General features: G+C 74.7%; 20 protein-coding genes. 12 read left to right on the forward strand and 8 right to left on the reverse strand.

The genetic code is table 11. The features are described 5' to 3' along the window. The first annotated feature begins 31 nt into the window (after positions 1 to 31). Together ABTY15_RS29705 and ABTY15_RS29710 are read left to right on the forward strand one after the other, a co-directional pair. Positions 32 to 688: a hypothetical protein gene (locus tag ABTY15_RS29705; RefSeq protein ID WP_350602142.1), complete on the forward strand. Its 657-nt coding sequence runs from the start codon at positions 32 to 34 to the stop codon at positions 686 to 688. Next, positions 685 to 1,398 carry a hypothetical protein gene (locus ABTY15_RS29710; RefSeq protein ID WP_350602078.1) on the forward strand — a complete coding sequence of 238 codons (714 nt, stop codon included), beginning with the start codon at positions 685 to 687 and terminating at the stop codon, positions 1,396 to 1,398. Before ABTY15_RS29705 ends, ABTY15_RS29710 begins: the two co-directional genes overlap by 4 nt. A gap of 55 nt (positions 1,399 to 1,453) precedes the next feature. Here the strand turns inward: ABTY15_RS29710 and ABTY15_RS29715 are convergent, their stop codons facing one another. The 3 genes from ABTY15_RS29715 to ABTY15_RS29725 form a co-directional block, all read right to left on the reverse strand. Beyond that, positions 1,454 to 2,164 carry a zf-HC2 domain-containing protein gene (locus ABTY15_RS29715; RefSeq protein WP_350602079.1) on the reverse strand — a complete coding sequence of 237 codons (711 nt, stop codon included), beginning with the start codon at positions 2,162 to 2,164 and terminating at the stop codon, positions 1,454 to 1,456. A gap of 80 nt (positions 2,165 to 2,244) precedes the next feature. Continuing rightward, positions 2,245 to 2,817 carry a sigma-70 family RNA polymerase sigma factor gene (locus tag ABTY15_RS29720; RefSeq protein ID WP_502893626.1) on the reverse strand — a complete coding sequence of 191 codons (573 nt, stop codon included), beginning with the start codon at positions 2,815 to 2,817 and terminating at the stop codon, positions 2,245 to 2,247. A gap of 78 nt (positions 2,818 to 2,895) precedes the next feature. After that, positions 2,896 to 3,510, reverse strand: coding sequence for a hypothetical protein (locus ABTY15_RS29725; RefSeq protein WP_350602080.1), 615 nt, complete (start codon positions 3,508 to 3,510; stop codon positions 2,896 to 2,898). Positions 3,511 to 3,681: 171 nt separating this feature from the next. Between ABTY15_RS29725 and ABTY15_RS29730 the strand changes: the two genes are divergently transcribed. The 6 genes from ABTY15_RS29730 to ABTY15_RS29755 all read left to right on the forward strand — a co-directional run bounded on the left by ABTY15_RS29730 (position 3,682) and on the right by ABTY15_RS29755 (position 8,844). Continuing rightward, complete coding sequence (locus ABTY15_RS29730; RefSeq protein ID WP_350602081.1) at positions 3,682 to 4,071, forward strand: thioredoxin family protein; 390 nt, start codon at positions 3,682 to 3,684, stop codon at positions 4,069 to 4,071. A 67-nt stretch (positions 4,072 to 4,138) separates the two neighbouring features. Beyond that, positions 4,139 to 4,870 carry an alpha/beta fold hydrolase gene (locus ABTY15_RS29735; RefSeq protein ID WP_350602084.1) on the forward strand — a complete coding sequence of 244 codons (732 nt, stop codon included), beginning with the start codon at positions 4,139 to 4,141 and terminating at the stop codon, positions 4,868 to 4,870. A gap of 185 nt (positions 4,871 to 5,055) precedes the next feature. Continuing rightward, positions 5,056 to 5,268, forward strand: coding sequence for a hypothetical protein (locus tag ABTY15_RS29740; RefSeq protein ID WP_350602085.1), 213 nt, complete (start codon positions 5,056 to 5,058; stop codon positions 5,266 to 5,268). Next, positions 5,265 to 6,710, forward strand: coding sequence for a dihydrolipoyl dehydrogenase family protein (locus tag ABTY15_RS29745; protein ID WP_350602086.1), 1,446 nt, complete (start codon positions 5,265 to 5,267; stop codon positions 6,708 to 6,710). The genes ABTY15_RS29740 and ABTY15_RS29745 overlap by 4 nt, the downstream gene beginning before the upstream one ends. Positions 6,711 to 6,846: 136 nt before the next feature. After that, positions 6,847 to 7,941, forward strand: a complete 1,095-nt coding sequence (locus tag ABTY15_RS29750) for a WD40/YVTN/BNR-like repeat-containing protein (protein ID WP_350602088.1) — start codon at positions 6,847 to 6,849, stop codon at positions 7,939 to 7,941. Positions 7,942 to 8,058: 117 nt separating this feature from the next. Next, positions 8,059 to 8,844, forward strand: coding sequence for a GNAT family N-acetyltransferase (locus tag ABTY15_RS29755; RefSeq protein ID WP_350602090.1), 786 nt, complete (start codon positions 8,059 to 8,061; stop codon positions 8,842 to 8,844). 31 nt (positions 8,845 to 8,875) lie between these two features. Here the strand turns inward: ABTY15_RS29755 and ABTY15_RS29760 are convergent, their stop codons facing one another. Continuing rightward, a complete protein-coding gene (locus tag ABTY15_RS29760; RefSeq protein ID WP_350602092.1) occupies positions 8,876 to 9,733 on the reverse strand; it encodes an EamA family transporter in 858 nt (285 codons plus the stop codon). Positions 9,734 to 9,830: 97 nt separating this feature from the next. On the opposite strand from ABTY15_RS29760, the gene ABTY15_RS29765 reads away from it, so the two are divergent. After that, positions 9,831 to 10,694, forward strand: coding sequence for a MurR/RpiR family transcriptional regulator (locus tag ABTY15_RS29765; protein ID WP_350602094.1), 864 nt, complete (start codon positions 9,831 to 9,833; stop codon positions 10,692 to 10,694). A 126-nt stretch (positions 10,695 to 10,820) separates the two neighbouring features. After that, complete coding sequence (locus tag ABTY15_RS29770) at positions 10,821 to 11,879, forward strand: LacI family DNA-binding transcriptional regulator (protein WP_350602096.1); 1,059 nt, start codon at positions 10,821 to 10,823, stop codon at positions 11,877 to 11,879. A 34-nt stretch (positions 11,880 to 11,913) separates the two neighbouring features. Here the strand turns inward: ABTY15_RS29770 and ABTY15_RS29775 are convergent, their stop codons facing one another. Then, positions 11,914 to 12,954: a sphingomyelin phosphodiesterase gene (locus tag ABTY15_RS29775; RefSeq protein ID WP_350602097.1), complete on the reverse strand. Its 1,041-nt coding sequence runs from the start codon at positions 12,952 to 12,954 to the stop codon at positions 11,914 to 11,916. A 237-nt stretch (positions 12,955 to 13,191) separates the two neighbouring features. After that, on the reverse strand, positions 13,192 to 13,710 hold the full coding sequence (locus tag ABTY15_RS29780; RefSeq protein ID WP_350602098.1) for a GNAT family N-acetyltransferase: 519 nt from the start codon (positions 13,708 to 13,710) through the stop codon (positions 13,192 to 13,194). 88 nt (positions 13,711 to 13,798) lie between these two features. On the opposite strand from ABTY15_RS29780, the gene ABTY15_RS29785 reads away from it, so the two are divergent. Continuing rightward, a complete protein-coding gene (locus ABTY15_RS29785; protein ID WP_350602099.1) occupies positions 13,799 to 14,920 on the forward strand; it encodes a hypothetical protein in 1,122 nt (373 codons plus the stop codon). Positions 14,921 to 14,977: 57 nt separating this feature from the next. On the opposite strand, the gene ABTY15_RS29790 is transcribed toward ABTY15_RS29785, so the two are convergent. Beyond that, a complete protein-coding gene (locus tag ABTY15_RS29790) occupies positions 14,978 to 15,343 on the reverse strand; it encodes a nuclear transport factor 2 family protein (RefSeq protein ID WP_350602101.1) in 366 nt (121 codons plus the stop codon). 245 nt (positions 15,344 to 15,588) lie between these two features. Between ABTY15_RS29790 and ABTY15_RS29795 the strand changes: the two genes are divergently transcribed. Then, positions 15,589 to 16,008, forward strand: coding sequence for a TOBE domain-containing protein (locus ABTY15_RS29795; RefSeq protein ID WP_350602102.1), 420 nt, complete (start codon positions 15,589 to 15,591; stop codon positions 16,006 to 16,008). Between the two features lie 25 nt (positions 16,009 to 16,033). Here ABTY15_RS29795 and ABTY15_RS29800 read toward each other — a convergent pair whose 3' ends face one another. Further along, the gene (locus ABTY15_RS29800; RefSeq protein WP_350602104.1) at positions 16,034 to 16,486 is read right to left on the reverse strand and encodes a molybdopterin-dependent oxidoreductase; all 453 of its coding nucleotides are present in this window, start codon (positions 16,484 to 16,486) and stop codon (positions 16,034 to 16,036) included. Positions 16,487 to 16,516: the final 30 nt, after the last annotated feature.

The raw sequence follows: 16,516 nt of genomic DNA on the forward strand, positions 1-16,516 counted from the left end.
GGATGTCCGGCATGATCCCCGGGTGATTCTGATGCAGCCCGTCCTGGAGATCTTCGCCCCCGGCGACTTCGCGCTCTGGCCCGTCGGCGAGCACGAGCCGCACGGATTCCTGCTGTTGGACGGGGAGTTGACGCCGGCCGAGGTCGGCACGGCGGTGATGCAGATCGCCGAGGCCAACAACCCCTACGACGACGAGGAGGACGCGGACCAGGACGCGAACGCGGAACTGGACGAGGAGCTCGGGCCGCGCCCGGCGAACCAGCCGGGCGCCTTCCTGCACGGGCTGCTCAACCGGGAGTGCCTCCTCGCGAGCGGAGGCTTCCGGGTCACCGACACCGCCACCGGCGTCGTCCTCCAGCCGGGCTGCTGCAACGGCCTGGAGGAGTGGCGCGCCTGGCTGGAGGTCACCGACGGCGCGGGGAGCGCCTCGTTCGGCCACGATCCGTTCCCGCTGGCCGAACGCACCGGGCACACCGTCCGGCTCACCGTCGACGCCCACGCCAAGGGCGGCAGCCCGGTGATCGAGCTGCCGCTGGACGAGCTGCGCACCCTGATCGCGACCGCCGAGCAGGACCTGCGGGACTTCCTCCGGCTGGCCGGGAGCTGGGCGCAGCAGCAGCTGCCCGAGCACGCCGAGGCGGTCACCGCCGCGCTCGCCCGCGCCCTGGACCTCGCCGACCAGCCGTGACCAGCTTCCTCACCCACCGGCAGCGGGTGCACGACGACGCGCTCCCGCTCCACCGGCGGCACAGTGCGCTGCGCACCTGCCTGACCGAGTTCGCGCCGTACGGGCTGCGGGCGACCTACCACCACCTGACGCTGAGCGCCCGGATGCCCCGGCGGCTGGAGGCGGACCCGGAGTCGCTGGTGCGGGCGGTGGAGGAGCTGCACGAGGCCCGGGTGCTCCGGACGGCGCGCGCCGAGCAGTACGGGGCGCGGCGCCGGGCGGAGAAGCGGGCCGGGCAGCGCAGCCCGACCGGGCCTTCGCCATGGTGGCAGCCGGACTGGCGGGAACCCTGGCCGAACGACGCCTGGCGGCACGACCCCTTCCTCCACCCGGCGCTCGACCTGCCCGGCTACGTCCGGCGGCAGAACGCCCTGCTGGACGGCGTCGAGCTGCCCGGCTGCCCGGCCTGCGGGGAGACCGGCGCGCCCGTCGCGCTGTCGACCGGGGACGGCACCGCCGAGCTGTGCCCGGGCTGCGCACGGGTGCTGCGGCCCTGCCCCTGCGGGCGGCCGCACAGCTACGAACCGGAGTTGCGGGTGGGCTGGAGCCGGATCTGGCAGCGCGAGCACATGACCGGCGCGGGCGAGCCCGACCCGCACTGGCCGGGCCGACGGGGTCGGGCCAGGATCGAGCGGCTGGTGGCGTACCGGCCGGCTTGCTTCCTGGCCTGACAGGTCCGACAGGTCCGACAGGTCTGACAGGCCTGACGGGTCCACCAGGTCTGACTCAGGTGTGGTGGGCCGGGACGGAGACCAGCAGGCTGCCGGTGTTCTGGACGCGGACCTCGAAGTGGTCGATCTGCCCGGGCTGGAGGGCCGCGCCGCCCGTGGTGCGCAGCACGTCGTCCTTGCCGTAGCCACTCGGCGGGACGTTCCAGGTGGTGACCGTCTGGCGGTCGCCGGAGTGCGAGACGGCGACCAGGCGGCAGGTCAACGGGCCCCGGACGTCGGCGAGTTGCAGACTGATCTGGCTGCCCCAGGGTTTGCCGTCGACGCCGACGACGGCCCGGGCGCCGGTGCCCGGGTCGGTCGCGGAGAACTGCTCGGCGACGGCCACCACGGCGGGCGTGGACTCGGCGGAGATCACCGCGGCCGTGACGGCGGGACCCGCCACCACCATCACGGCCGCCGCCACGACCAGCACCAGCCGCCGCACCCGGCCCCGCTTCCGGCCGGCCGTGACGTCGGCGACCAGCCGGTCCAGGAGCCGCGGGTCCGGGCGGGGGGCGGGGCCAGCCGGGTCCAGGCCGGCGGCCGTCGCCGAGGCCTTGTACTCGGCCAGCAGCGGTTCGACGAAGCCGAGTCCGGCGACCTGCTCCATGCACGGCGGGCAGTCGGCCAGGTGGCGCTCGAAGGCGGCGCGCTCGGCGGGTTCCAGCAGGCCGAGGAGGTAGGCGCCGACGTCCACGTGCTCGGGTCCGCCGAGTCCGGGCGGCATCCCACCGGGTCCGCCGGGTCCGCCGAGTCCGGGCGGCATCCCGCTCGGGCCGCCGGGGGCAGGGGGGTCGGGGCGCATGGTCACGATGTCACTCCCCGTTCCTCCAGCGCGAGCCTGAGCGAGCGCAGTGCGTAGAACACCCGCGACCGGACGGTCCCGGCCGGGATGCCGAGTTCGGCGGCCGCCTCGTTGGCCGTGCGGCCCTTCAGATAGGTCTCGACGATGATCTCGCGGTGGGCCGGCGAGAGGTCGCCGAGCGCGTCCGCGATGGTCATCATGCGCAGGGCCCGGTCCAGTTCGTCCTCGGCAGGGAGCAGCTCCAGCGGCGCCGCGTCCACCTCGCGGGGCCTGGCGCGGGCGCTGCGGTGGTCGTCGATGACGATCCGCCGGGCGACCGTGACCAGCCAGGGCCGCAGCGAGCCGACGTCCGGGTCGAGCCGGTGGATGTTGCGCCAGGCCCGGACCAGGGTCTCCTGCACCACGTCCTCGGCCCGCTGCCGGTCCCCCGCGACCAGGTGGAGCACGAAGCCGAAGAGCGGACCGGCGTGCTCGTGGTACAGGGCGCGCATCAGCTCCTCGTCCGGCGCCCCCGTGCCGTGCGCGGACCTGCCGCCGCCGGGGTGCTCCTCGGTCACCACTTCATCGTTGCGCACCGGCGTCTCCTGGTCGAGGTGAGCCGACCGCACCGGCCGGGCACCCGGGCGGTAACGGTCAGTAGCCGTAGCCGGGGGTCAGTAGCCGTAACCGGGGGCGGCGGGCGGGGGCGTGGCGGGGGTGCTCGGCATCGGGGTGGACGTCGTGGCCGCGCCCGCCTTGCCGCCGTCCGGGGTCAGCGCGAACCAGACGCCGCCCACACCCTGGCCCTTGGTGTCACCCGGTTTGCTGTCCGGCGCGTAGCGGTAGGCCGGCCAGCCGTTGAGGGTGACCTGCTTGGTGCCGTCGGCGCGGGTCACGCTGCCGACCAGCTTGCTGTCGATGCCCTTGACGGTGACGTTGCCCTTGTCCAGCAGCGGCGGCCAGGTGACGGCGCAGCTGCCGTTGCAGGAGGACTGGGACGGATTGTTGTGGTCCTGGTCGAAGCGGTAGAGCGTGAAGCCGCTGCTGTCGGTGACGATCGTGCCGAGCTTGGGGTCGGTGGCGGTCTGCAGGGTGGCGGCGGCCGGGGCGCCGGGCGTGCTCGGCGTGGCGGGCGCGCTGGGCGTCGCGGGAGCGCTGGGGGCGCTCGACGAGCCGGAGCCGTACGAGGAACCGCCACCGGACGAGCCGCAGCCGGCGACCAGGGCGGCCGCGGCGATGCCGGTGGCGGCGAGCACGGCGGCCCGGCGGGTACGAGGGTTGCTGCGCATGGGGTGCTCCCGCGCTGGGGGACGGATGGACACCCTTCTGTACGGGCGGCGGCGGTCCGCTGCTCAACGGCGCGGGCGCCCGCACTCCCCGTCGGAATACCCCACCGCTCCGGGCGGTTGTCGCGGGCGCATGGCCAGAGCCGCCGCCCCCGGAAGGGAAGGAACCCCGACATGAGCAACACGGTCGAACTGACCAGGGAGAACTTCGACGACTTCGTCCCCGGCCCGGAGGGCAAGGACTTCGTCTTCATCGACTTCTGGGCCGGGTGGTGCGGTCCGTGCCGCCAGTTCGCCCCGGTGTACGAGAAGGCGGCCGAGCGCCACCCGGACCTGGTCTTCGCGAAGGTGGACACCGAGGCGCAGCAGGAGCTGGCCGCGGCGTTCGGCATCCAGTCGATTCCGACGCTGGCGATCATCCGCGAGGGCGTGCTGGTGTTCTCCCAGGCCGGTGCGCTGCCGGAGCCGGTGTTCGAGGATCTGATCGGTCAGGCGCGGCAGCTGGACATGGCCGAGGTGAAGCGCAAGGTTGCGGAGGAGCAGGCCGCCGAGGGCCGGGCCTGAGCGTTCCACCCGCGGCCCCCGGCGTCCTCCGAACCGACCCGTCACCACGGCGAAGGAGCGATCCACCATGAGCACGTTCGTACTGGTCCCCGGTTTCTGGCTCGGCGGCTGGGCCTGGGACGAGGTCGCCGAGCCGCTGCGGGCGGCCGGGCACACCGTCCACGCGGTGACCCTGCCCGGGCTCGCCGAGCGCGCGGGCGGGGGCGGGGAGATCGGGCTGGAGGACCACATCTCCGAACTGACCGGTCTGCTGGTCCGCGAGGACCTGTGGGAGGTCGTGCTGGTCGCGCACAGCGGCGCCACCGCCCCGGTCGGCGGCGCGGCGGACCGGCTGCCGGAGCGCATCCGCCGGGTGGTCTACCTGGACACCGGCCCGCTGATCGACGGGAGTTCGGTCTCCGACGTGTGGCAGCCCGACTTCCGGGAGACGGCCGAGGCCTCGGTGGTCGACGGCCGCCTCCCGATGCCGTCCTGGGAGTACCTCGCCGCGCACGGGGCCAGCATCGAGGGCCTGGACGAGGCCACGCTCGCGCGCGTCGCCGAGCGGGCCACCGCCCACCCGGCCGGGGCGTTCCGGGACAAGCTGAAGTTGACGGGCGGCGCGGCCGACCTGCCGCACGCGCTGGTGTCCTGCTCGTTCCCGCTCTCCCAGGTGCGGGAGATGATCGCGGCCGGCCACCCGTTCTTCACCGCCATCGGGCCGCGCTGGGAGCTGCGCGAACTGCCCACCGGGCACTGGCCGATGTTCTCCCGCCCGGCCGACACGGCGGCTCTGCTGGCAGAGCTCGCGGAGCTCTGAGCGCACCGAGCGGGCCGTCAGGTGCGGGCACGGGCGCGGTCCGCACGCGCTGCCGTCCGCACTCCCGTCCGCGTGTTCGCCTGCGCGAACGCGTGCCGACGGCGCAGGATGGGCACGGCGCCGGGCACGCGGCCCGGCGCCGGTCCGGCGGGCAGGCCGGCCCGAACGGAGAGCGAGCCGCGCCCATGCACCGGACCCCGGACCGGCACCGGACCCCGAACCGCCCGGCGGGCGAACCGGCCTGTGCCGGGCCGGAGTTCCGGCGGTTCGGCGCGGTCGCCGGGCACGCCGCCACCGGGGCGGGCAGCGAGGGGCCGCCGGACGGCCACCGGCGCACGCCCGCCGTCCCGACCCCGCGGGCCGGGGCGGCCATCGACACCACGGAGGAGCGCGCATGACCACCGCCACGCCCGAGGAGTACGACGTCATCGTCCTGGGGGCCGGGCCGACCGGTGAGAACGTGGCCGACCGGACGGCCGCCGCCGGGCTGCGCACGGTGATCGTGGAGGCCGAACTCGTCGGCGGCGAGTGCTCGTACTGGGCCTGCATGCCGAGCAAGGCGCTGCTGCGCCCGGTGGCCGCGCTGGCCGAGGCCCGGGCCGTGGCCGGCGCCCGGGAGGCGGTCGGCAACGGCCGGCTGGACGTCGCGGCGGTGCTGGCCCGCCGGGACTCCTTCACCTCGCACTGGAGCGACGACGGCCAGGTGAAGTGGCTGCGGGACACCGGGATCGAGCTGGTGCGCGGCCACGGCCGGCTGGCCGGCGTGCGGACCGTCACGGTGGAGGGCGAGGACGGCGGCGAGCGGGTGCTCACCGCACGGCACGCCGTCGCCGTGTGCACCGGCAGCCGTCCGGTGCTGCCGCCTGACGTGCCGGGGCTGGCGGAGGCCCGACCGTGGACCAGCCGGGAGGCCACCAGTGCGTCGGCCGCCCCCGGGCGGCTCGTGGTGGTGGGCGGCGGGGTGGTCGGGGTGGAGATGGCGACGGCCTGGCGGGCGCTGGGCTCCGCGGTGGTGCTGCTGGTGCGCGGCGAGCGGCTGCTGCCGCGGATGGAGCCGTTCGCGGGCGAGCTGGTCACCGAGGGCCTGCGGGAGGCCGGGGTGGACGTCCGGTTCGCGGCGGAGGTCAGCGCGCTGGAGCGGGCGGACGGCGCCGGGCCGGTGCTGCTCACCCTCGGCGACGGGGAGCGGCTGAGCGCCGACGAGGTGCTGTACGCGACCGGCCGGGCCCCGCGCACCGCCGACGTCGGGCTGGAGCAGGTCGGTCTGAAGCCCGGCGACTGGCTGGACGTGGACGACAGCTGCACGGTGCTCGGCGTGGACGGCGGCTGGCTGTACGCCGCCGGGGACGTCAACCACCGGGCGCTGCTCACCCACCAGGGCAAGTACCAGGCGCGGATCGCGGGCGCGGCGATCGCCGCCCGGGCCCAGGGGCACGCGCTGGACACCTCGCGCTGGGGCGCGCACGCCGCGTCGGCCGACAGCGCCGGCGCGCCGCAGGTCGTCTTCACGCACCCGGAGGTCGCCGCCGTCGGCCTGACCCTGGCCGAGGCCGAACGGGCCGGGCTGCGGGTCAAGCACGTCGACCACGACCTCGGCGCCGTCGCCGGGGCCTCGCTGTACGGCGACGAGTACCGGGGCCGGGCCCGGGTGGTGTTCGACCTGGACCGGAAGCTGCTGGTCGGGGCCTGTCTGGTCGGCCCCGGGGTCGCCGAGCTGCTGCACTCGGCCACCGTCGCGGTGGTCGGCGAGGTGCCGATCGACCGGCTCTGGCACGCCGTGCCCGCCTACCCCACGATGAGCGAGGTGTGGCTGCGGCTGCTGGAGGGGTGCCGGGGCTGAGCGGGGCGCCGGGCACCCGGCGGGCGACCGCCTTCCGGGTGACCGGCGCGGCGAGATGTGCCCCCGGGCCGTCGGCGGGACACTGGCTTCGGGGGCGTCCCGGGGGGGCAGTTCTCGTGACCAGGTGGTGTGTGGCATGACCGAGGTGCTCTTGGCCGTCGGAACCGAGAAGGGCCTCTTTCTCGGCCGCAGCGGCGACCGGCTGGACTGGGAGTTCACCGGGCCGCACTTCCGGATGAACGCGATCTACTCCGTCTCCATCGACCGGCGCGACGGCCGCACCCGGCTGCTGGTCGGCGCCGACAGCAGCCACTGGGGGCCGTCGGTCTGGCGCTCCGACGACCTCGGCGCCTCCTGGTACGAGCCGCCGCGACCCGCGATCCGCTTCCCCGAGGCCACCGGCGCCTCGCTCACCCGGGTCTGGCAGCTCCAGCCGGCCGGAGCGGAGGCGCCCGGCGTGGTGTACGCGGGCACCGAACCGGCCGCGCTGTTCCGCTCGACGGACGGCGGCGAGACCTTCGCCCTGGTCGAACCGCTCTGGGACCACCCGCAGCGCCCCGAGTGGGGCGCCGGCTACGGCGGCCAGGGCCTGCACACCATCCTCACCGACCCGCGCGACCCGCAGCGGCTGCTGGTCGCCGTCTCCAGCGGCGGCGTCTACCGCAGCAAGGACGGCGGCGACAGCTGGGAGCCGTCCAACACCGGGCTGCGGGCCGAGTTCCTGCCCGAGGGCGGCCAGTACCCCGAGTTCGGCCAGTGCGTGCACAAGATCGCCCCGGACCCGGTCCACCCCGACCGCCTCTACCTGCAGAACCACGGCGGCGTCTACCGCAGCGACGACTGGGGCGCGAGCTGGCGATCCGTGGTCGACGACCTGCCCGCCGAGTTCGGCTTCGCGATCGCCGCCCACCCGCGCCGGGGCGACACCGCGTACCTCTTCCCGCTCGGCGGCGCGGACGACCGCATCCCGCCGGGCCGGCGCTGCCGGGTCTACCGCACCGAGGACGGCGGCGACAGCTGGCGGCCGCTCGCCAACGGGCTGCCCGACGAGGACCACTACGGGATCGTGCTGCGCGACGCCCTGCGCACCGACGACGCCGAACCGGCCGGGATCTACTTCGGCAACCGGACCGGCGACGTGTACGGCAGCCGCGACGAGGGCGAGACCTGGTCGCTGCTGCTCTCCCACCTGCCGGACGTGCTCTGCGTCCGGGCCGCGGTGGTGGTCTGAGCCGGCGCCGGCCCGGGCCTTCGGCGGCCCGGCACGGGCATCCGGTTGCCGCCCGGCGCGGCCGTCACCGAGCATGGTCGGCGGACCGACCAGCGCGGCGAGGGGCAGGGCGAGGGCGTGGCGAAGACGGACCCGGGGACGGACCCGGAGACCTGGGTGATCGGGCACGACGGCGACGGCGTGCCGGTGGTGCGCTACCTGCGGGACGAACGGGAGGGCCGGCCCTGGGCCGACCTGCTGGAGGTGCTGGACGCGGGCAGCGCCGTGGACCCGGTGGAGTACGTCCGGACCGAGCTGGCGGGCTGGGTGGTCTCCGGCACCCCCGAGTTCGGCCGGCGGCTGCTGGACCACGGCGCGACCGTGCTGCGGCACGCCCACACCCTGCGGCGCAGCCTGATCGCCGATCAGCCGCCCGCCGACTGGGTTGGGGCCGCGCTGCGCGAGGGCCTGCGGGCCGCCCCCTGCGACCGGGCGCCCGGGGAGCTGTTCGAGGCCTGGCGGGCCGCCTTCGGCCCCGGGCACGTGGACCGCTTCACGGGCGACGACGAGCGCGCGCTGGCCGAGCGGCTCGTCCCGCTGCTCGCCGGGGAGGCGATCGGCCCCGTCCTGCCGTCCAGCGTGCTGGCCGTGGACGCGGAGGACCGGGTGGTGGCTGGTGTGGTGCTGACCGACCGCGACGGCGTGCCGTGGGTCGCCGACGTGTTCCGCCACCCGGTGCGCGGCTACCGGGGCCTGGGCGCGGACCTGCTGCGCCTGGCGCTCGCGGACGCCGCCGAACGCGGCCTCGGCCAGGTGCAGTTGACGGTGACCGAGGGCAACCCGGCCTGCCGGCTGTACGAGTCGCTGGGCTTCCGCCTGCTGACCACCGGGCTGACCGTGATCATGCCCGGCGGCCCCCGCTGAGCTCCCCACTTTCCTGCCTCCCTACCTCCCGCTAGGGCCGGGCCAGTTCCAGCACCGCGATGCCGGCCAGCACGGTGACGCTCGCGGTCAGCCGCAGCCGCCCCAGCCGCTCCCGGAAGACGACCGTGGCGATCAGCGCGGCGATCACGATGCTGGTCTCGCGCAGCGCCGCGATCGTCGCCAGGCTGCCCCGGGACTGCGCCCAGACCACCAGGCCGTAGGCGGTCAGCGACAGCACCCCGCCCGCGATCCCGCGCGGCAGCACCGCACCGACCCCGGTCAGCAGCGACCGGCCGCGCCGGATCCAGACGATCAGCGCGAGCGTCGACCCCTGGAGCAGGAAGAGCCAGGCGATGTAGCCGCCGACGGTGCCGGCGTGCCGGACGCCGCTGCCGTCCAGCACGGTGTACAGGGCGATCATCACGCCCGTGCCGGCGGCGGCCCCGAGTGCGGGCAGCTGCGCCCGCCCGGGTATGCCCTTGGCGAAGGCCAGCCCGATCAGACCGCAGGAGATCACCACCACGCCCATCAGCTCCACACCGCCCAGGTGCTGGCCGAGCACCGTCGCGGACAGCAGGGCCACCAGCAGCGGCGCGGTGCCCCGGGCGATCGGGTACATCTGCCCGAAGTCCCCCAGTTCGTAGGCCCGCAGCAGCAGGACCGTGGACGTCACCTGGACGACCGTCGAGGCCAGCAGGTACGGCCAGGACCCGACCGCCGGCAGCGGGTTGAGCACGACCAGCACGACGGCGCACGCGGTGTAGGTCAGGTTGATCAGCGCGAAGCCGACCAGCTTGTCCGGGATCCGGTGCGCCAGCCCGTTCCAGACGGCGTGCAGGACGGCCGCGGTGAGCACGGCCACCGGCACGGACGAGACGGATTCAGGCATGACGACATTCCCCTCCTTCAGACTCCTTCAGACATGGCGAAGCTCCACGCCGACGACCCGGTGGGCCTGGAACAGAATTCCACGCTACCCTAGATCCATGGAAGAACGTTCCGAATTTACGCCCCTGGAGTCCCAGCTGGCCGCGCAGATCCGCGCCCGGCTCGGCGAGCTGCGCGGCACCGAGGCCCGGGTCGCCCAGGTGGTCCTCGACCGCGGCTCCGACCTGGTGCGGCTCAGCGTCAGCGACGTCGCGGAGCTGGCCGGCACGGCGCCCTCCTCGGTGGTCCGGGCCTGCCAGCGGCTCGGCTTCCGGGGCTACCAGGAGCTGAAGATCGCCGCCGCCCGGCACTCCCCCGCCGCACCCGCCGCACCCGAGGACGAGACGGATCCGGCCGCCCGGGCCCTCACCACCACCCTGCGCGCCGCCCGGGAGGCCCTGGACGGGGTGACCGCCACCCTCGGCGCCGACGACCTGCGCGCGGCCGCCGAGCTGTTGGACGGCACCGACCGGGTGGTGCTGATCGGCTGCGGGCTCTCCGGCGCGGTGGTGCTCGACCTGGCCTACCGGCTGCGGGCGCTCGGTCTGCCCGTCGACGCCCCCGCCGACGCGCAGACCGCCGAACTGGCCGCCGCCCAGCTCCCGCCCACCGGTGTCTGCCTGGCGGTCAGCCACGGCGGCGCCACCCCGAACGTGGTCGACGCCGCCCGCCGCGCCCGGACCGCCGGGGCGGCCGTCCTCGCGCTCACCAGCTACGCCCGCTCGCCGCTCACCGAGACCGCCACCCACACCCTGGTCGCGGGCGGGCAGGACGTGGTGTTCGGCCTGGAGACCACCGCCAGCCGGATCGCCCACCTGACCGTCGTGGACGCGCTCACCCAGACCCTGCTGGCGCTGCGCGGCGGACGGGCCGAGGCGGCGCTGCGCCTGTCGGCGGACGTCTCCACCGACCACACCTACTGACCGGGCCGGCACTGAGCAGGCCGGTACTGGGCGGGCCGGTACCGGGCGGGCCGGGCGCAGGCCCGCGGAACGGCCCGGGACGGACGGAAAACATGCTGGTCGGAACCGGTGTGTAGGCTCGCGGGCATGGCGAGGGTGACACGGGACGATGTGGCGCGGGCGGCGGGGACGTCGACAGCGGTCGTGAGTTATGTGATCAACGACGGTCCGCGGCCGGTGGCCCCGGCGACCAGGGCGCGGGTGCTCGCGGCGGTCGAGGAGCTCGGGTACCGCCCCAACCGGGTGGCCCAGGCGATGGCGCGGCGGCGGACCGACCTGCTCGGGATGGTCGTGCCGGACGCCCGCCAGCCGTTCTTCGCCGGTCTCGCCCACGTGGTCGAGCAGGCCGCCGCCGAGCGCGGCCGGCTGCTGCTGATCGGCAACTCCGACTACGCCGACGAGCGCGAGGCGCACTACATCCGCGCCTTCCTCGGCATGCAGGTGGACGGCCTGATCCTGGTCACCCAGGACCCGTCCGCGCCCGGGCTGACCGGCTTCGAGGTCGGCGACGGCACCCCGGTCGTGCTGCTGCACCACCGGGCGGAGAGCGCGGCCACCGTCGCCGTGGTCGCGGACGACGAGGGCGGCGCCCGGGAGATGGTCCGCCACCTGCTCGGCCACGGGCACCCCGAGGTGCACTGCTTCGGCGGGACCCTCACACTCAGCCCGCACGACCCGGTCACCGCGCGGACGGCCGGCTGGGTCGCCGCGCTGGCCGAGGTCGGGCTGTCGCCCGAGGGCCGGCTGACCCCGGCGCCGTTCGACCGGGTCCGGGCGCACGCCGAGGCGCTGGCCCTGCTCGCCCGGCCCGACCGGCCGTCCGCCGTGTTCTGCGCGACCGACGACCAGGCGATCGGCCTGTTGCGGGCCGCCGACGACCTGGGCATCCGGGTGCCGGAACAGCTCGCGGTGGCCGGCTTCGACGACATCGGGGAGGCGGTGATCGCCGGTCCGGCGCTGACCACCGTCGCCACCGAGCAGGACGGGATGGCCCGCGCCGCGGTGGACCTGGTCCTCGGCGGGGCCGAGGGGCGCGCCGCCGGAACCCGGACCTTCCCGGCGCGGCTGGTGCTGCGGCGCTCCTGCGGCTGCCCCGGCGCGGGGCCGGACCGGGCGCAGCCGCCCGGTCCGACCACCACGCGGTAAACCCGACCTCACGTCAGATCCCCCGGCACCGGCGTCAGTTCAGCTGGAAGGTGGCCTCGACCGGGTAGTGGTCGCTGGGCGCGTTGGTGTCCGGCCGGCCCGGGGTCCAGCCCGCCTGCGGGTCGAAGTCGATCTTCACGGTGGACATCGAGACCGGCACCGGGCGGCCCGGGGCGTTGAGGTAGCCGAGGTAGTCGAGGTCGTCCCGGTAGTCCTTGGGGAAGGTCTCGACGCCCGCCATGTACTGGCACCAGGCGGAGACCGAGCAGTCCATGGTGGTCAGGTTCTGGGTGGGGTCGGTGGCCGGGGTGCCGAGGACGCCGTCCACCGCGTACTGGGCGTTGGCGTAGTCGCCGCGGCTCTGGCCGTGCACGTACTCGACGTTGAGGTCGCCGCCGATCAGCACCGGTGCGCTGCTGCCGACGATGCCGTTGACCCAGGAGCGGATCTCGCCGAGCTGGCCGAGCCGGGTGGCCTGGGTGGTGTCGGTCGAGACGTCGGACTCGTCGGCCTGCAAGTGGGTGCCGACCACCCAGGCGGCGCTGCCGTTCTTGACCACCTTGACCAGCGCGGCGCCCTTGTTGGCGTGGTAGTCCCAGGTGCCGTAGGTCGAGTTGCTGAAGACGTGGGCGTACTGCGCGGTGATCGGGTACTTGGAGAGGATCATCGTGCCGCCGTTGATGACGAACCACGAGCTGGAGCAGTTGCCGCTGATGCCCGTCCAGCCGCCGCCGGAACAGGTCTGGCCGACCACCGGGGTGCGGTACGGGTAGAGGTCGGCGAGCTTGCTGTTGATGTCGGCGGTCGAGCTGTTGTTGAAGTTCTCGTCCAGGATGACGACGTCGGCGTTGTGCTGACGGACGATCTGCTCGATCACCGGGGTGCGGCGGGCGGCCTGCTCGTTCTGGGTGCTGTCGACGATGGGCGTGCCGAGGTCGACGTTGAAGGCGAAGACCGACAGCGTGGTCGGGCTCGCCGGGGTGCTGCCGGCGGAGGCGGTCGGCGCGGTGGCACCGAGCAGCAGTGCGGCGGCGGCGGCCGAGGCGAGGGTGGTGGCCGTACGACGCGAGAGCATGGGCGTTCTCCTGGGGGACGTGTCTACCCTGCGGGACCCGGGGCCGGGGTGCCGGCGCCGGGGATGGCAGCGGAACGCTAGCTACTGCCCGGTACGTCGAGGAGAACGCCAGGAGATCAGTTGAGATCGCTTCTCTGACCGTGAGATGTCTGTACAGCTCTGACGGGGTGGGGGACAAGATGTCTGTACACCCGGGGGACGCTCCAACACCCCTCCCCGGGGCGCCCGGAGCGGCCGTCAGCCTTCGACCAGTTCGTCCGCGAGCAGATCCATCAGCAGGTTGTCGTGCCAGGTGCCGTCCGGGCCGCGCTCGTACTGGCGCATCGTGCCGACCGGGCGGAAGCCGACCTTGCTGTAGCAGCGGATTGCGGCGGCGTTGTCCGCGGCCGGGTCGATGATCAGCCGGTGGTAGTGGTGGTGGTGCACCAGGTGGCGGGCCATCGTGCGCACCGCGTCGGTGCCCAGGCCCAGGCCGTGCACGGTCGGGTCGAGGTAGAGGTCCATGCCGGCGTGCCGGTACTCGTCGTCGTTGTTGGCGTACCACTGGATGGCGCCGACCACCCGGCCGCCCAGGTCGATGGCGAAGGTCTCGGTGTCGGGCTCCTCCAGGTCGGTGGCGACCGCGTCCGCGAGGTCGTCACCACCGCGCCAGCGGGCGAACACCTCGGGCGTGCTGCGGATGGCCACCAGGGCCGGGATGTCATCGGTCGTGGCCGAGCGGAGGGTGACCAGGGTGCCGTGCAGAATCGTCCCCATATGGGGCATGTTGGCACGGAAACCGGCGTCCGGCGAGTGGTTTTACCGCGTTGCCCGCACCCCCTCCGAGCAGGGAGGATGCTCGGACGTGACACACCTCATCATCGGCCTGCTGACGATCCTCGTCTGCGCCTCCGTGGCCGCGGTCCGCCGGAACCGGGCCCGCAGCTGGACGCGGACCGGGTTCGATCCCGCCGCCTACGGCCTGGTCCCCCGCGAACGGCTCGACCCGCGCCGCGCCGGACCGCCGCCGCCCCCGCACCGCCGCAAGGAGTCCCAGGCGATAGCCGACGCGGCGTGGGCCGGGAACTGGAAGCCCGCCGCCGCGTACGTCGAGGCCGCCGGGCAGGACTGGGACGAGCGCTGGTCCCGGCTGCAACTGCTCGACTCCATCGCCGACGAGGACGACGCCTGGCTGAAGGCCTGGCGTGCGGCCGACCCGGGCCACTGCGACGCCGCCGCCCTGGAGGCCGAGCGGATGGTGCACGCCGCCTGGGAGGTGCGGGGCAGCGGCTACGCCCACGAGGTGCCCGCGGAGCGGATGCAGGCCTTCCGCGACATGCTGCCCGCGGCCATCGAGGCGGCGAAGCGGGCCTCGCTGCTGGACCCGGCCAACCCGGCGCCCTGGGTGGTCATGGTGACCGCCGCGCGCGGCGCGCGGTACGAGCCCAAGCAGTTCGAGGAGCTGTGGCGCGGGCTGGTCCAGCGGGCGCCGCACCACTACGACGGCCACCTCCAGGCCCTGCAGTACTGGTGCGCCAAGTGGTTCGGCTCGGACAAGAAGATGATGGCCTTCGCCAAGCGGGCCGTGAAGACGGCCCCGGCGGGCAGCCCGCTGCCCGGGATCTACCTGCACGCGCTCGTCGAGCTGGAGCAGCGCGGGACCCTCGGCCAGACGCTGGCCGGCGAGCTGGGGAAGCAGCCGGTGCGGAAGGTCGCGGCCGCCCTGGCGCGGGTCCGGCCGGACGACCCGCGGCTGACCGGGCTGCGGCACCTGCTCGCCCACTACACGACCAAGGCCGGACTGTACGGCCTCGCGCTGGAGCAGTTCCGGGCGATCGGGCCCTGGTGCGGCGGCCACCCGTGGACCGGCTCGGAGGACCCGGTGGCGGCGTTCGAGCTCGCCCGCGGCACCGCCGTCCGGCTCTCCCGCGCCAAGCCGCTGCCGCCGGAGCTGCGGCCCAAGTCGGGCGTGCAGCAGACGATGTGACCGCGGGGCCCCGGGCCCGGCCTCGCTGCGAGGCCGGGCCCGGGGTCGTTCCCGTTCTCAGATCTCCGGCCCGTACGCTCCGAGGCCGCGGCAGACCAGGCCGTCCCGGAAGGTCAGCACCTCGGAGACGGCCTGGCCGCGCTCGTTGCGGTAGTTGATGACCAGCGTGTCCACCGAGACCCGGACGTCCTCGACGGTGAAGTGCAGGTCGGGAAGCCGCTCCAGGCCCTGCGCCCAGTAGGCCCGGAGGGCCTCCCTGCCGCGCACCTCGTTCACCTCCTCGCCGGTGAGCACCCGGATCCGGGGCGAGGCGAAGACCACGTCCTCGGTGCAGTGCGCGAGGATGCGCTCCAGGTCGTGGGAGTTCCAGTCGGCGGCCCACTGTTCGGCGTACCGCTCCGCGAAGGCGAGATCGATCCTCATGCCGCCATCGTTCCCGACGATCGATCAGACGTACACCCGATCGGTGGTTTCAGCGCGCCGCGGACCCTGCGCCGCCACGCGGCTGAGAGCCGGGCGCGGCGGTTGCCCTGGCAGCTGCAAGAGGGCCTGCCGGAGGCCATCGGACCGGCTCTGACCTGGGAATTTACTGCCGATAGGGTGGGAGACGGCACGCCGGTAACCCCCTCGTTCCGCCGGTGGTGGAACACGATCGGAAGGCACCTCTGATGAGCCTCAGCATCCGCAACCAGCTGCCCGGCACCGTCAGCTCCGTCAGCACCGGCGAGGTGATGGCCACCGTCAAGGTCCGCCTCGACTCCGGCCAGGACCTCACCGCGGCGGTCACCCTGGACGCGGTCAAGGACCTCGGGCTGAGCGCGGGCAGCGCCGTCCAGGCCCTGGTGAAGTCCACCGAGGTCGCGCTGGCGACCGGCCCGGTCGCCGGGCTGAGCATCCGCAACCAGATCCCCGGCACGGTCACCGAGGTCGCCACCGGCGGCGCGATGGCCGGGGTCAAGGTCGACGTGGCGGGCGGCGCGCTGACCGCCGCGATCACCGCCGACGCGGCCGCCGACCTGGGCCTGGCGGCCGGCACCCCGGTCGTGGCGCTCATCAAGTCGACCGAGATCTCGCTCGCGACCGCCTGAGCCGCGCGGGTCCGCCCCGGCGCCGTCAGCCGGCCGGGGCGCCGAGCGGGCCCAGCCAGACCTCGGTCACCCCGCTGACGTAACGGGCGCCGCAGTGGTCGTCGGGCACGACCAGCTGCGGCCCCGCGGTGTCCAGCGGGGCGCCGTCCATGCTGGTGGCCAGCAGGATCCGCTGGCCACCGAAGTCCGGGTCGATCTCGGCCCAGGAGACGACCGCCCGGTGGCCGTCCGCGCCGGTGACCGACAGCAGGAAGCGCAGCCGCTGCTTGCGGCCGGAGAAGTCGATCCGGGGCCGCGCCGCGCGCAGCACGTCCCAGAGCGCGGGCCCCTCGTAGCCGTGCCGCTGCTCGCCCTCGGCCAGGCAGTCGAAGCTGACCTCGACCCGGTGCGCGGGCAGCGCGCGCAGCTCGGCGACGGTCAGCTCGGTGGGCCGGTCGAGGTGGCCGTGCAGCCGCACGACGGGTCTGGACGGGTTCACGGGGCTCCCTCCTCCCGGGCCGCGCCGGTG

This window comes from Kitasatospora sp. NPDC097643 (assembly GCF_040302625.1).
Taxonomy (GTDB): Bacteria; Actinomycetota; Actinomycetes; order Streptomycetales; family Streptomycetaceae; genus Kitasatospora.

Bases quoted from the DNA above. Each gene is read 5' to 3' on its own strand.
- ABTY15_RS29705 (WP_350602142.1), top strand. From the start codon at position 32: ATGCAGCCCGTCCTGGAGATCTTCGCCCCCGGCGACTTCGCGCTCTGG.
- ABTY15_RS29715 (WP_350602079.1), bottom strand. From the start codon at position 2,164: ATGCCGCCCGGACTCGGCGGACCCGAGCACGTGGACGTCGGCGCCTAC.
- ABTY15_RS29725 (WP_350602080.1), bottom strand. From the start codon at position 3,510: ATGCGCAGCAACCCTCGTACCCGCCGGGCCGCCGTGCTCGCCGCCACC.
- ABTY15_RS29730 (WP_350602081.1), top strand. From the start codon at position 3,682: ATGAGCAACACGGTCGAACTGACCAGGGAGAACTTCGACGACTTCGTC.
- ABTY15_RS29735 (WP_350602084.1), top strand. From the start codon at position 4,139: ATGAGCACGTTCGTACTGGTCCCCGGTTTCTGGCTCGGCGGCTGGGCC.
- ABTY15_RS29740 (WP_350602085.1), top strand. From the start codon at position 5,056: ATGCACCGGACCCCGGACCGGCACCGGACCCCGAACCGCCCGGCGGGC.
- ABTY15_RS29745 (WP_350602086.1), top strand. From the start codon at position 5,265: ATGACCACCGCCACGCCCGAGGAGTACGACGTCATCGTCCTGGGGGCC.
- ABTY15_RS29750 (WP_350602088.1), top strand. From the start codon at position 6,847: ATGACCGAGGTGCTCTTGGCCGTCGGAACCGAGAAGGGCCTCTTTCTC.
- ABTY15_RS29760 (WP_350602092.1), bottom strand. From the start codon at position 9,733: ATGCCTGAATCCGTCTCGTCCGTGCCGGTGGCCGTGCTCACCGCGGCC.
- ABTY15_RS29765 (WP_350602094.1), top strand. From the start codon at position 9,831: ATGGAAGAACGTTCCGAATTTACGCCCCTGGAGTCCCAGCTGGCCGCG.
- ABTY15_RS29770 (WP_350602096.1), top strand. From the start codon at position 10,821: ATGGCGAGGGTGACACGGGACGATGTGGCGCGGGCGGCGGGGACGTCG.
- ABTY15_RS29775 (WP_350602097.1), bottom strand. From the start codon at position 12,954: ATGCTCTCGCGTCGTACGGCCACCACCCTCGCCTCGGCCGCCGCCGCC.
- ABTY15_RS29780 (WP_350602098.1), bottom strand. From the start codon at position 13,710: ATGGGGACGATTCTGCACGGCACCCTGGTCACCCTCCGCTCGGCCACG.
- ABTY15_RS29790 (WP_350602101.1), bottom strand. From the start codon at position 15,343: ATGAGGATCGATCTCGCCTTCGCGGAGCGGTACGCCGAACAGTGGGCC.
- ABTY15_RS29795 (WP_350602102.1), top strand. From the start codon at position 15,589: ATGAGCCTCAGCATCCGCAACCAGCTGCCCGGCACCGTCAGCTCCGTC.